Origin of the sequence: Corallococcus exiguus (assembly GCF_009909105.1) — a bacterium.
GTDB classification, from domain to species: Bacteria; Myxococcota; Myxococcia; order Myxococcales; family Myxococcaceae; genus Corallococcus; species Corallococcus exiguus.
Map to the genome: position 1 here is coordinate 387,287 of NZ_JAAAPK010000005.1, position 13,812 is coordinate 401,098.

Below are 13,812 nucleotides of genomic sequence, written 5' to 3' on the forward strand. Positions count from 1 at the left end.
TTGTATTCATGCCCACCGCTCCCATGCCGTGCGCGGGTGATATCGCGCAGGTCCGACACCGCCAATATCTGGTCAACGAGGTCGTGGCTCCTTCGGATGTCCGGGAGCAACACACCCTCGTCCGTCTCACCTGTCTGGATGATGACGCACAAGGCCGTCCCCTGTCTGTCCTATGGGAGCGCGAGCTCGCCGCAAGAGTGATCCGGCCTGAACAGGGTGGATTGGGAACACCTGAGCGTTTCGACGAGCCCCGTCACTTCGCGGCCTACCTGCACGCGCTCAAGTGGAGCTCCGTCACCGCCACCGACGCCCGGCTCTTCCAGGCGCCGTTCCGAGCGGGCATCCACCTGATGAATCACCAGCTCACGCCTCTCAAGAAGGCGCTCGAGCTGCCTCGGGTGAACCTCTTCATCGCCGATGACGTAGGTCTCGGAAAGACCATCGAAGCCGGGCTGGTGTTGCAGGAGCTCATCCTCCGCCAGCGCGTGGACCGCGTCTTCATCGTCTGCCCGGCGTCCGTGACGCTCCAGTGGCGCGATGAGATGGAGAAGCGCTTCGGCCTGCGCTTCGAGATCTTCAACAGCGAGTTCGTCTCCCGCCGTCGTCAGGAGCGCGGCTTCCAGGTCCCTGTCTGGGCGACACACTCGCGCTTCATCGTGTCGTATCAGACGCTGCGGCGCAGCGAGTACTTCGAGCCGCTCAAGACCCTGCTGGAGGAGAAGGGCCACCACAAGTCCCTGCTGGTGCTCGACGAGGCCCACGTCGTCGCTCCCGCATCGGCCAGCCGGTACGCCATCGACACGGAGACGACCCGCAGCATCCGGTCCCTCGCGGAGCGCTTCGAGCACCGGCTGTTCCTCTCCGCCACGCCCCACAACGGCCACTCGAACAGTTTCTCCGCGCTGCTGGAGATGCTGGACCCCCAGCGCTTCACGCGAGGCACCCGCGTCCGCGAGTCCCAACTGGCACCCGTCATGGTGCGCCGGCTCAAGGGAGACCTGCGCGCCCTGGGCAGCGCGCAACGCTACCCCGAGCGGCACGTGGTGGGCGTGCGCCTGACGCATGAGACGGGGCGCTGGCACGCCGAATGGCTCGCACCGGACGGGAAGACCGTCGAGCAGCGCGTCGACCTTGGCGAAGGGTCAGCCGCTGAGCTGGAGCTGTCCCAGAAGCTCGCGCGCTACACTGAGCTGATGGCGCCTGCGACGAAGCAGGGGCGCCTGGTCTTCATCAACCTCCAGAAGCGCCTCCTCTCCAGCATCGAGGCCTTCCACCGCACCCTCTCCGTCCATGCGGCGGCCTTCGGAGCGGGAAGCCTGGCGCCTGACGGCGGAGCACTCACCGGCGACCTCGCCCCTGAGTCCGAGGAGCACGGCGAGACGGACGAATCCCTCGAGCTGGCGTTCGCGGAGACCATCAGCGAACAGAGTCAGGAGCTGTCCGCCAGCATCCAGGCGCGCCAGCTCCTGGATGACATGCTCAAGGTGAGCGCCCGGCACCGCACCGCCCGGGACGCGAAGCTGCGGGCCCTGCTCCACTGGATTCGCGAGCATCAATGTCCGCTCACCCGGGGCGCTGCATGGAAGCCCCGCCGGGTCATCGTCTTCACGGAGTACGGCGACACGCTCCGCTTCCTCAAGGAGCAGCTCACCGCCGCATTCGAGGGAACCCACCGGGGCGATGAGCGAATCCTCACGCTGACGGGCGGCATCGATGACGTGAAGCGCGCACAGGTCCAGGCCGCCTTCAACGGCCCGATGGACGAGTACCCCGTGCGGGTCCTCCTCGCGACCGACGCGGCACGCGAAGGAATCAACCTGCAGGGCCGCTGCGCGGACCTCTTCCACTACGACGTCCCGTGGAATCCCTCGCGCATGGAGCAGCGCAACGGTCGCATTGACCGGGCCCTGCAACCCGCGCCTGCCGTGCGCTGCGGCTACTTCGTCTACAGCCAGCGCGCCGAGGACGCGGTGCTCGACACCCTGGCCCGCAAGGTGGAGACCATCACCCGCGAGCTGGGCAGCCTGGGTAGCGTGCTGATGGACCAGATGCACGATGCCCTCGCCGCGGGCATCACCCAGGGCACGCTGGAGAGCCTCTCCCGCGCCGCGACCTCCTCTCGCACCGACGTCACGAAGCGGGAACTGGAGTCCCAACGCACGCTGCAATCCCTGCGCAAGGAGCTGGATGCGATTGGGGAACTCCGCGAGCGCAGCGGCAAGGTCATGGACTTCAATCCCGTCCTGCTGCGTGACGCACTGGACGTGGGATTCGAGCTGGCCGGCGCGGATCGGCTGGAGCGGGAGACCGTCACGGAGGAGGGCCAGACGCTGGAGGCCTGGAAGGTTCCCGCCCTTCCCGCTTCGTGGAACGCGACGCTGGATGCCATCCGCCCCAGGCGGGAGCAGGACGAGGCCCCCTGGGAGTGGCGCAAGCGCCCCCTGTCCCCCGTGGTCTTCGAGGCGCCTCCGGGGGTCTCCAGCAAACTCGCCCACCTGCACTTGTCCCATCCGCTCGTGCAGCGGGTGCTCCAACGGTTCCTGGCGCAGGGATTCTCCGCGAACGACCTGAGCCGGGTCTCGGTGGTCCAGACGAAGCGCGATTCCGTGGCGCGCGTCATCGTCTTCGGTCGGCTGTCGCTCTTTGGCGAAGGCGCCGCGCGGCTCCATGACGAGGTGGTCTCCGTTTCAGCGAGGTGGCTGGACGGCGGCGGCCGCGGGCACCTGAAGCCCTTCGCGGACGAGGCGGACCGCAAGGCGATCGATCAACTGGAGACCACACTGGCGGAGGCCCCTGCTCTCTCCGCGACCCCAAAGGCCGTCCAGACGCGGCTGCTGGCCAGCGCCGCGTCTGACTTCGCGAAGCTCTGGCCCGCCATCGAGGAGCAGTCCTCCCTTCGGGAAAAGGATGCTCGCAAGAAGCTGGCGGCGCGGGGAGCGTCCGAAGCCAAGGCGCTGACTCAGATTCTCCTGACGCAGCAGGAGGCCATCCAGGAGGCGCTGGGCGCGCAGCTCGAGCTCAAGCTCGACGCACGGGCGGAGCAGGACCAATGGAAGCGCGACAAGGCTCACCTTGAGCAACGTTTGAGAGCGCTCGGAAAGGAGCTCACAGAGCAACCCGAATCCTTGAAAGCCACCTACGCCGTGCGGGTCGCCCGTCTGGTGCCCGTGGGCATGGTCTACCTGTGGCCGGGGGCGCGCTGATGAACGGCCAGGGCTTTGGCGGTGACGTCGAGCGTCGCTATCACCAGATCTGGATGGGGATGGCGCAGCCCATCGAAGGGCTGGTGGTCTCCATCCCGGTCCTCGAGGACGCGCAGTGCATGCAGCGCCTGCCGGTGTCCGCGCAGTCGCGGTTCATCCTGCTGACGGGCCGTGACTCACCTCGCGTGACGGATGTCCCGCGCTTCCTCCGGGAGGTGCTGGGCTTCTCTGACGATGACTTCGCGACGGAGTTCCCAGAGGACCTCCGGCTCGACATCGCGGAGGGCCAACAGACGATCCAGCCCACACGGGGCCTGCGGCGGCGCGGCCCTCCACCCGCGAAGCCGGAAGGGTTGCCGGACGACTCCACGCCCATCAGCCGGGCCGCGGAAGGCTTCGCGCTCCTGACCTGGGAACTGCATCCCGGGTTGGACCTGGACAAGAAGGAGGACACCACAGGCGCGTGGTTCTACGAACCCACCGCCAAGTTCGACCGCTTGCTGCGCGCAGCCCGCGTCCCCATCGGCTTGCTGTTCAACGGGGACTCCGTGCGCCTGGTCTACGCACCGCATGGAGAGACGACTGGCCATCTCACCTTCCGGTTCAAGGACCTCGTCACCTCCAGTGGCCGTCCCCTGTTCGATGCGATGGTGATGCTCCTGCACGCGCGCCGCTTCTTCGGCGTGCTGCCCGAGCACCAGCTCCCCGCACTGCTGGAGCAGTCCCGCCGCCGTCAGGCCGATGTCACCGAGGAGTTGGCGGACCAGGTGCTGGAAGCGCTCGGCATCCTCCTCACGGGTTTCGAGACGGCCGCCGAGCGGGATGGTTCCCGTACCCTGGACGAGGCGTTCTCACGCGGTGAGGACCATGTCTACGGCGGGCTCCTCTCCACGCTCTTGCGGCTCGTCTTCATCCTCTACGCGGAGGACCAGGGCCTGCTTCCCGTGGACCAGGAGCCCTACCGCGATGACCTGTCGGTGAAGGCGCTTCACGAGCAACTGGTCGAGGATGCCAGCCTGTACCCCGACGCGATGAACCGGCGATTCGGGGCATGGCCACGGCTGCTGGCACTCTTCCGGTGCATCTATCTGGGCGCCTCACACGACAAGCTGCGCATGCCGGCGCGCCGAGGGCAGCTCTTCGACCCTGACAGGTTTCCCTTCCTGGGTGGCGGAAGCTCCGACGATGCGGGCACGACTGCGCCGACACCATCCATCGACGATGAGACCATCCATCAGGTCCTGCAGCGGCTCATCTTCCTCAAGGGACAGCGACTGAGCTTCAAGTCGCTCGACGTGGAGCAGATCGGCTCCGTGTACGAGGGACTGATGGGCTTCCACGTGAAGCGCCTGACGGGTGCTGGGCTCTGCCTCAAACCCTCGAAGGTATGGGTCGCAGCGAATGAGGTGCTGGCACAGCCAGCGAAACGACGTGCCGCATGGCTGGAGGAAGAAGCAGGTCTTGATACGAAGGCGGTGAAAGCCCTGTCGAAGGCGCTGGAGCAGGCCGTCACGCAGCAGATGGTCCTGGCCGCGCTTGAGCCCTACCGTGTGAAGGGGACTGAGACACGACGGGCATCCCAGTTGGTGCTCCAGCCCGGCAACGAGCGGCGGCGGACCAGCACTCACTACACGCCCCGAAGTCTCTCCTCACGCATCGTCCGGCGTGCCCTGGAGCCACTGCTCAAGACGATGGGGCCCCAGCCTTCATCGGAGCGACTCCTCAACCTGAAGATCTGCGATCCGGCCATGGGGTCGGGCGCGTTCCTGGTGGAGTCCTGCCGCTTCCTCGCGGACCAGGTCATCGCCGCCTGGACGCGTGAGGGCGTGCTGAAGCGCGACAAGCACGAGGATGAGGTGATGCGGGCACGCCGGTTGGTGGCGCAGCGGTGCCTGTACGGCGTGGACAAGAACCCCTGGGCGGTGAGCCTCGCGAAGCTGTCACTGTGGCTCGTGACGCTGGCGAAGACAGAGCCGTTCACCTTCCTGGACCATGCACTCAAGTGCGGCGACTCGCTGGTCGGGCTCGACCTGGATCAGCTTCAAGCGTTCCATTGGGACCCAGCCAGCAAGAAGCAGTCAGAACTGCCCTGGGCACTCCTCAAGAAGCAGCTGACGCGTTCTCTTGAGAAGCGTGAGGAGATCCTCCAGCTCGCGCTCGACCTGGAAGGGCCGGAGCGCAAACCCTTGCAGCTGGACCTGGACCCCGGCCGGGTGAAGGAAGGGCTGCTTCGTGATGCGGATGCCGCGCTGGCGGACGTCAAACGGATCGCCAACGCATGCGTCGGTGCGTTCTTCGCTCACGGCTCGGACAAGGAGCGGGAGAAGGAGCGCATCCGTCGGCTCGACCTGATTGGAGCGTGGCTGTCCCAGGAGAAGAAGGGCGTTCTGCCGCCCATGCCGACGGACATCGCCGCGTTCTCCGCGCCGCCATGGACGTTCCACTGGCCGCTGGAGTTCCCTGAGGTGTTCCATGGGAGCCGACCCGATCCGCTCGACGATGAGCAGCCCAACAAGGCGGCATGGATCGATGGGTTCGTGGGGAACCCGCCCTTCGCGGGGAAGAACGCCATCATCGATACAGGGGGAGATAACTACCTGCCCTGGCTCCAGGCGGTCCACGAGGACGCACACGGCAATGCGGATCTCTCCGCGCATTTCTTCCGTCGTGCGTTCCATCTATTGGGTGAGCACGGCAGCTTCGGGTTCATCGCCACGAATACCATCGCACAGGGTGATACGAGGACCACGGGGCTGAAGTACCTGGTGGATCACGGTGGCCACCTGTACGACGCCGTGCGATCCATGAAGTGGCCCGTGGACGGAGCCAACGTCTCTGTGTCCGTGGTGCATCTGGCGAAGGGCCACGTTTCCGGACTGGCGCTGGAGACACGTCTGGATGGACAAGGCGTGAAGCACCTCAACTCTCGCCTGAGAGGAAAGCCGGAACGAGCGGATCCCATGGTTCTCGCTGCCAATTCAAGCAAGAGCTTTGTCGGAACGTACGTCCTGGGAATGGGATTCGTGCTCAATCCCGAGCAGCGATCAACTCTCATAGCGAAGTCACCCAAAAACGCGGAACGGATTTTTCGGTACGTAGGGGGCGAGGAGATCAATTCGGATCCATCGCCGCAGCTTGAACGATACGTCATCAACTTCGGAAAAATGGAGTTGAAAGAAGCCGAGCAATGGCCCGATCTCTTGCGAATCGTCCGGGAACTGGTGAAGCCGGAACGCGACCAGAACAAACGGGAGGTTCGCCGAAAGTATTGGTGGCGCTTCGCCGAGACGACGCCCGCGCTCTACGAGGCACTCCGAACGGTCGACCGATGTCTCGTAACCAGCATTGTTTCAAAGCACTTGATGTTCAGCTGGATGCCGAGTTCCCGCCTCTTTTCACATAAGGCACAAGTCTTCCCGGTCAGCCACGACCGACACCTCGCTTTGTTGCAATCACGCGTCCACGAGGCATGGACACGACTCCTCTCGTCAACGATGAGGATCGACCTCAATTACTCAGCGTCTGATTGCTTCGAAACCTTCCCCTTCCCCGAAAACGCCCACGGCTCCGCGCTTGAAGCCATAGGCAAGCAGCTCCACTTCGAGCGCAGCCAGTACATGCAGGCCAACAACATCGGCCTGACGACGACGTACAACCGGCTCAAGGACAAGTCTGTCACGGACGCCGCGACACAGCGCCTGCGTGACCTGCATGTCGCCGTGGACCAGGCCGTCCTGGATGCCTACGGCTGGAATGACATCCACGCCCCTCCGTACTGCGGCGCCACTCCAAAACAGCTCGAAGCCTTCGAGGACGAGGTCCTCGACCGCCTCTTCGACCTGAATGAGCAGCGCGCCCGTGAGGAAGCCCATCCCACGTCCCGCCGCGCCTCGAAGTCCCGCACCCAGACCGCCTGAGTCCTCCCATGAATGCCAATGATGCTGGAGCGGTCCGCTCCCACCTCATCGATGCGCTCGAAGCGGACCTCGTCGGTCCGTTCCACAAGCCCCCAGGCGCTCCCGTGTCGGACGCCCCGGAAGTGCTCCGCAATCCGCCGTCCCGTTGGTACCTGACGGGCTTCCTCGTCCCGCTCGACCAGGGCGTCATCGAGGACGACCCTGACGACGAGGAAGACGACCTCGCCGCGGGCAACGACGAGGACGCCGAGGAGACCTCCCGTCCCGACCCCACCGCCAAGAAGGTGCGCCGCCTTCCCGCGTCCATGGGACTGTCCGTCTTCGTCCCCTCGGGCACGTCCCAGCTCACCGCGCATGTCTGCTGGGCGGACTACGAGCGCACCGAGGCGGACGGACGCAGGCCGTGGACTCGCACCTTCCACCAACGAACCGTCACCCTGTCCCTGAACGACTCGGTGCTGCGCGAAGGCGTGAACCTCCAGGACAGCCGGGGCCTGCGCCTGGAAGGCCATGTGGAGAAGACTCGCGAAGGGGAGCTCGCCGTCGCCATCTTCCTCGTCAACGCGCGTCCCCCCACCAGCACCGCCGCGGACCGTGACGAGGCCTATGCCTTCCAGACGCACCTCGCTCTGGAGTGCGCGCAGGGCTTCGTCAGCCGGCAGGATTCCAGTGACGCCCGGAGCGAGGACGACGACGACCGCGTCAACGACCTCCAGTTCCGCCACCGTCAGCAGTGGGCCGTGGGCCACGGCATCTCCGTGCGCGTCCCCTCCACTTCCCTGCCCGTCACCCGCGTGGAGACGGACTGGCTGCCTCGCGTCGAGGTGCTGCCCGTCGAGGCTCGCCAGATTCGCGAAGTCACGGTGGGGATGGAACAGCTCGCCGCGTTCACGACGCCTTCGGAGGCCGTTGCGGCCCTGAGCCCCCTGGTGCGCGCCTACCGCGACTGGGTGACCGACCAGGCCGCTCTCGACGTGGGCAGCGAGCGCCGCGAGGAGACTCGGGATGAGCTGGTCCGCCGCGCCCACCGCGCCGCCTCACGCATCGAGGAGGGTATCCAGCTCCTGGAACGGGAGCCCCTCGCCTTCGACGCCTTCCGCTGGATGAACAGCGTCATGGCCCAGGCCGAGCGCAAGGCCCGCCCCGACCGTGCTCCCGAATGGCGCCTCTTCCAGCTCGCCTTCATCCTGCTCAACCTCCCGTCCGTCGAGGACGAAGCCCACGCGGACCGCGAGCTCGTGGAGCTCATCTTCTTCCCCACGGGCGGCGGCAAGACGCAGGCGTACCTGGGCCTCATCGCCTTCACGCTGCTCCTGCGCCGTCTCCGCGGCCAGGCGCATGTCCATGGAGGCCTGGGGGTGGCCGTGCTGCTGCGATACACGCTGCGGCTGCTCACGCTCGACCAGCTCGGCCGGGCGGCGACGCTCATCTGCGCGCTCGATGTGCTCCGCCAACAGGAGCCCAAACGCTTGGGAGCAGTCCGCTTCTCCATCGGCCTGTGGGTCGGCCGCTCCGCCACCGCCAACACGCTGGAGCAGGTCTCCACGCAGATCACCGAGTACAAGAACGACAACAGCGCCCGCGCCCAGTCACCCTTCCCGCTCGCCACCTGCCCCTGGTGCGCAACGCCTTTCGAGCGCGAGTGCTTCATCCTCCGGCCCTCCAAGTCCAAGCCGGAGGAGGTGCTCGTCGGCTGCGCGAACATCGCGTGTGCCTTCAACCTGGGCCGCAACCCGGAAGGGCTCCCCGTCCTCTTCGTCGACGAGCAGATCTACCGCGAGCTGCCGTGCTTCCTCGTCGCCACCGTGGACAAGTTCGCCATGCTTCCCTGGCGCGGGGAGACCGGGCTGCTCTTCGGCCGGGCCCTGGGCCGCACCGGAAAGCGCTTCGTCGGCCCGTGCGACGACGCCGCGGCCATGAAGGCGGCGCTCGTGACGCTCCCGCAGGGCCTGCGTCCCCCGGAGCTCATCGTGCAGGACGAACTGCATCTCATCTCCGGCCCCCTGGGCTCCATGGTGGGCCTCTATGAAGGGGCCGTCCTGACGCTCGCGCCCCGGGCGAAGCTGGTGGCCTCCACGGCCACGGTCCGCCGTTCGCGGCAGCAGGTGAGCCGCCTCTACGGACGGGACGTGGCGCTCTTCCCGCCCCCCGGCGTGGATGCCTCCGAGACGTTCTTCGCCTCCGTGGGAAAGAAGGGCGCGCGCCAGTACGTGGGCGTGGCGGCACCCGGACGGCCCATGAAGGCCATCCTGCTGCGCGTCTATGTCAGCGTGCTCGCCGCCGCCTCGCGCGGTGAACAACTCCACGGTGCGTCCAGCGCGGACCCGTACCTGACCCTCGTCGGCTACTTCAACAGCCTGCGTGAACTGGGCGGCATGCGCCGGCTCGTCGAGGACGAGGTGCGCCGGCTCGCGATGGACCGCGCCCGCCGCCGGCCGGAGGACTTCGACAAGGAGGCCGAGCACCCCTGGTACCGCAGCAGGACCATCCGCGGCGAGCCCATCGAGCTGACCAGCCGCGAGAAGACCGCCGACATCAAGGCCTCGAAGAACCGCCTGGAGCTCACGCACGGTCAGCCCCAGAGCATCGACGTCGTGCTCGCCAGCAACATGATCTCCGTGGGCGTGGACATCGACCGGCTGGGCCTCATGGTCGTGGCGGGTCAACCCAAGACGACCAGTGAGTACATCCAGGCGTCCAGCCGCGTGGGCCGCAACACGAACAAGCCGGGCCTCGTGGTGACGTGCCTCAACGCCGCCAAGCCTCGCGACCGCAGCCACTACGAACGCTTCGGGCCGTACCACGAGTCGTTCTACCGCTTCGTCGAAGCCACCTCCGTGACGCCCTTCTCCGCTCCGGCGCTCGACCGGGGCCTCGCGGGCGTGGTGGTGGCGCTGGGCCGGCTGATGGACACCGCCATGACCGCGCCCCTGGAGTGGAAGTCCTTGCAAGCGCACCGGGACGCGCTGGAGCAGACGCTCGAAACGCTGGCGAAGCGCGCCGGTCGTGGCCTGCCCAAGGAGGAGTCGGAGCGCGCCAGCGGCATCGTGATGCAGCGTGCGCGGAGCCTGCTCGACTCGTGGCGCAACATCATCGAGCAGGCGAAGAAGGACGCCGCCCAGCGCGCGTACTCGCCCTACGACCCGGAGGGAAAGGGTCTCAAGCCCCTGCTGCGCGGCTTCCTGGACACCACCGAAAACCTCACACAGGACGAGCTCAAGTTCGAAGCGCCCACGTCCATGCGCGACGTGGAGTCCTCGGTGCACCTGTGGATTTCACGTCAACCCCTGGGCGGCTACCGCGCCCCGAAGGCCGCGACGGAGGAGGTGGCACATGACGAACCGTAGGAAGTGGAACAAGGCCCGTTCGACGCGGCCGCCGGATGGGCGCGTGCGCCAGAGCCAGGTGGTCTCCACCTTCGGCCCGGGCAGCATGCTGGACCTGCTCAACGATGCCGTCCTCGTGGGAGGCCTGGACTTCTGGCGCCTCAAGGGCCAGGGCGAGGTGGTCAACGAACCCCGGCTCCTGGAGATCGTCGAACCGCTCTACCACCGCAACAAGTGGCCCCTCAGCAAGGAGGCTCCGTTCCGCAAGCCACCCGCCGGGGATGAACGCGAGCCGACGGAGTCCTGCGGCATCCAGGTGTATGAGTTTCCGCGCTGGTTCGTCTGCCAGAATCCCCGCTGCCGCGCGCTGGTGCGGGCCAACAGCCTGGAGCGGGTGAATCAGGAGTACCGCCACCGCTGCTCGGGCGTGGACGCGAAGCCGGAGCGCTGCGTGCCGGTGCGCTTCGTCGCGGCCTGTCCGCGCGGCCACCTGTCGGACATTGACTGGGCCTGGTGGATGCACGAACGCAAGCCCTGCGACGCTCCACAGCTCAAGCTGGAGGAGGGCGTGAGCGGTGACTTCAGCGACATCGAGGTCGCGTGCTCGACGTGCGGCAAGCGCAGGCGCCTCATCGACATGACGCACAAGGAGCAGCAGGACCGCTGCGACGGAGAGCGACCCTGGCTGGGATTGGAGGCACGGGAGCGCTGCGACGAAAGGCAGCGTCTGCTCGTCCGTACCGCCAGCAACGGCTACTTCGCGCAGACCACCAGCGCCATCACCATCCCCGAACCCGAGTCGCTCCGGCGCAAGGTGCAGTCCGCGTGGAACATCCTCCAGGCGGCCACCGCGGAGAGCCTGCCCGCCTTCCGGACCATTCCCCAGGTCCAGGCGGCGCTGGGCTCCGCATCCAACGCGGAAGTGCTGGCGGCCATCCAGGCGGAGCGCGAGCACACACCCGAAGCCGTCCCGGAGATCCGCACCGCGGAGTGGCTCCAGTTCCTCGCGCAACCGCAGGAGAAGCCGGGCGAGATGCCCCGGGACCGCACCGAGGTCTTCTGGGCCCGGCGCATCGCGCGACCGCAAGGGCTGCCATCGTGGGTGGAGCGCGTGGTGCTGGCGCGGCGGCTGCGGGAGGTCCAGGCCCAGGTCGGCTTCACCCGGCTGGAGCCTCTGACGAAGGACCTCCAGGGCCGCTACGACCTGGACGTAGCGCTCGCACCGATGTCGCTGCACAGGGATTGGGTGCCCGTCACGGAGATGCAGGGCGAGGGCATGCTGTTGGTGCTCGATGAGCAGCAGGTGCATGCGTGGGAGACCTCCGCGCCGGTGCGACGGCGCGAGGAGGTGCTCAAGGCCGGATGGGAGCGCTGGAAGGAGGGCTCCGGTTCGAAGCTCACCTTCCCGGGCGTACGGCTCTACCTGCTGCACTCGCTGGCGCACCTGCTGATGACGGAGGTGGCGTTGGAGTGCGGCTATCCCGCGAGCTCCATCCGCGAGCGGCTGTACTGCGCGCCGCACAGCGATGCCGTCCCCATGGCGGGCATCCTGCTGATGACAGGCACCACGGGCGCGGAGGGAACGCTGGGCGGCTTGGTGGAGGAGGGCCGGAGGCTGGGGCAACACCTGTCCCGGGCACTGGAGGACGCGCGCCTCTGCTCCAACGACCCTGTGTGCGCGCACCACGAGCCGACCGGCCGTGACGACCGCGACCTGGAAGGCGCCGCGTGCCACGGCTGCCTCTTCCTCCCTGAGTGCTCTTGCGAGCGCTTCAACCAATACCTCGACCGCGCGCTCGTCGTGCCCACGCTGGGCCACGAAGACGTCGCCTTCCTGAAGACGTCGTGGACCTGAGCGGCGTGGCTACGCCAGACCTGGAGCGGCTGAGGGCCGTGGTGGCCTCGCGGAGACTCGGGTTTCCGCTGTCGCGGCTGGCGCTCCAGGGCGAGGGGCTGGAGCCGCTGGCGGGCGAGGCCGCGGCGTTGAATGCGCTGGGACGGGAGGGCGCTCTCGTGCTCCTGGACACGCTGCTCGTGGAGCGGCGCGGAAGAGCCCGGCGTCCGGAGCTGGTGTGGACGGGGCCGGAGACCCGCTGGAGCGGCGCACGCGACACGGCGGTGGTGCTGGCGGACCTGTTCCACAAGGCCACAAACACGGTGCTGGTTGCCGGGTTCGCGTTCGACCATGCGGCGGAGGTCCTGAGGCCGCTGCATGAAGCACTCAGCCGGGCGTGGGTTGCCGGCTCTATGCCAGTGCATCGGTGGCCTCGGCGTTCCTGCGGGAGCACTGGCCGTTCGGGCCACCGTTTCCGGAGTGCCACGGCTTCTCGCCGGAGAAGGGAGTCTTCGCCAGCCTGCATGCGAAGTGCGTCGTGGTGGACGCGCGGTGGGTCTTCGTGACGTCCGCGAACTTCACCGACCGGGGACAGACACGGAACATCGAGGTGGGCGTGCTGCTGGAGGATGCGCACCTGGCGGCGGTGCTGGAGTCCCAGTTCTCCACGGGGGAGTGGTTCTCAAGGGTCGCCTGACACGCCGTCGCGCCGGATAGAGTCCGGCACATGCGTCCCGTGACGAGCCTCTGGGTGGCCTGTGTCCTGCTGACAGCGTGTGCTGGAGGTTCACGGCATTCCCGGCATGGGGACCTGGGGTTCGTGGATTCGGAGACCGCCGGCAAGGCACGGCACGCGGCGTATGTGGCGGAACAGGCCTCCGCGCGGGCCGCGACCCAGGCCATGGCCTCCCCATTGGTCAAGGCCATTCCTCCGGCCGTGCTCGCGCTGATGCAGCAGGACCATGGCGCGGATGAACTGGAGAAGCAGCTCGCCGCATGTGCAGTCCAGGCGGAGAAGTTGGGGAACGCGCGCTACTTCCGGGACCGGCCTCCGACGCGCCAGGAGTGCGCCGAGGTGGTGGAGCAGGACCGCTGCGGCAAGCCCGTCACCCGGGCGATGCAGTTAGGGAAACAGAAGCACGTGCTCGCCCTCCAGTGCGCGGAAGCGGTGCTGAAGGAGCTGTGGCCCGCGCCCTTCAGCATTGAGCAGCGCTACCGCTACTACCCGAACGCCCGTTTCCTGGAGACCATCAGCAAGGCGAAGGAAGCGCAGCTCATCGCCGACGGCTGCACCGAGGAACTCCGAGGCACCATCAAGCCGGACATCGTCCTGCACGGAGACCGCAACCTGCTGAAGTCCGCGCTCACCCTGGACTTCAAGTTCCCGTGTCCTGACTCCAATCTCCCGAATTGGACGCAGTACGGCCGGGGCAGTCCCTACGAAGACATGTCCCAGAAAACCATTTATGAGGACGCGTTGGGGGGAGAGGCCCTGCTCATTTCGCCCCGCAGGGGAATCGAGAGGTGACGCC

General features: G+C 67.2%; 6 protein-coding genes. All 6 read left to right on the forward strand.

The window, feature by feature from the left end:
* The first annotated feature begins 23 nt into the window (after positions 1–23).
* The 6 genes from drmD to GTZ93_RS21805 all read left to right on the forward strand — a co-directional run bounded on the left by drmD (position 24) and on the right by GTZ93_RS21805 (position 13,808).
* On the forward strand, positions 24–3,203 hold the full coding sequence (gene drmD, locus GTZ93_RS21780; RefSeq protein WP_257979251.1) for a DISARM system SNF2-like helicase DrmD: 3,180 nt from the start codon (positions 24–26) through the stop codon (positions 3,201–3,203).
* Positions 3,203–7,120, forward strand: a complete 3,918-nt coding sequence (locus GTZ93_RS21785; protein WP_167548266.1) for a type IIL restriction-modification enzyme MmeI — start codon at positions 3,203–3,205, stop codon at positions 7,118–7,120. The genes drmD and GTZ93_RS21785 overlap by 1 nt, the downstream gene beginning before the upstream one ends.
* Positions 7,121–7,128: 8 nt before the next feature.
* On the forward strand, positions 7,129–10,467 hold the full coding sequence (drmA, locus tag GTZ93_RS21790; RefSeq protein WP_139919243.1) for a DISARM system helicase DrmA: 3,339 nt from the start codon (positions 7,129–7,131) through the stop codon (positions 10,465–10,467).
* A complete protein-coding gene (gene drmB / locus GTZ93_RS21795) occupies positions 10,454–12,301 on the forward strand; it encodes a DUF1998 domain-containing protein (protein WP_139919244.1) in 1,848 nt (615 codons plus the stop codon). The genes drmA and drmB overlap by 14 nt, the downstream gene beginning before the upstream one ends.
* A 376-nt stretch (positions 12,302–12,677) precedes the next feature.
* Positions 12,678–12,977 (forward strand): phospholipase D-like domain-containing protein, encoded by a 300-nt coding sequence (locus tag GTZ93_RS43285; RefSeq protein WP_139919245.1) that lies wholly within the window; start codon positions 12,678–12,680, stop codon positions 12,975–12,977.
* Between the two features lie 30 nt (positions 12,978–13,007).
* On the forward strand, positions 13,008–13,808 hold the full coding sequence (locus tag GTZ93_RS21805) for a hypothetical protein (protein ID WP_257979249.1): 801 nt from the start codon (positions 13,008–13,010) through the stop codon (positions 13,806–13,808).
* The last annotated feature ends 4 nt before the right edge of the window (positions 13,809–13,812 follow it).

Excerpts from the sequence above, each read along its gene's own strand:
- drmD (WP_257979251.1), top strand. The coding sequence starts at position 24 with ATGCCGTGCGCGGGTGATATCGCGCAGGTCCGACACCGCCAATATCTG.
- GTZ93_RS21785 (WP_167548266.1), top strand. The coding sequence starts at position 3,203 with ATGAACGGCCAGGGCTTTGGCGGTGACGTCGAGCGTCGCTATCACCAG.
- drmA (WP_139919243.1), top strand. The coding sequence starts at position 7,129 with ATGAATGCCAATGATGCTGGAGCGGTCCGCTCCCACCTCATCGATGCG.
- drmB (WP_139919244.1), top strand. The coding sequence starts at position 10,454 with ATGACGAACCGTAGGAAGTGGAACAAGGCCCGTTCGACGCGGCCGCCG.
- GTZ93_RS21805 (WP_257979249.1), top strand. The coding sequence starts at position 13,008 with ATGCGTCCCGTGACGAGCCTCTGGGTGGCCTGTGTCCTGCTGACAGCG.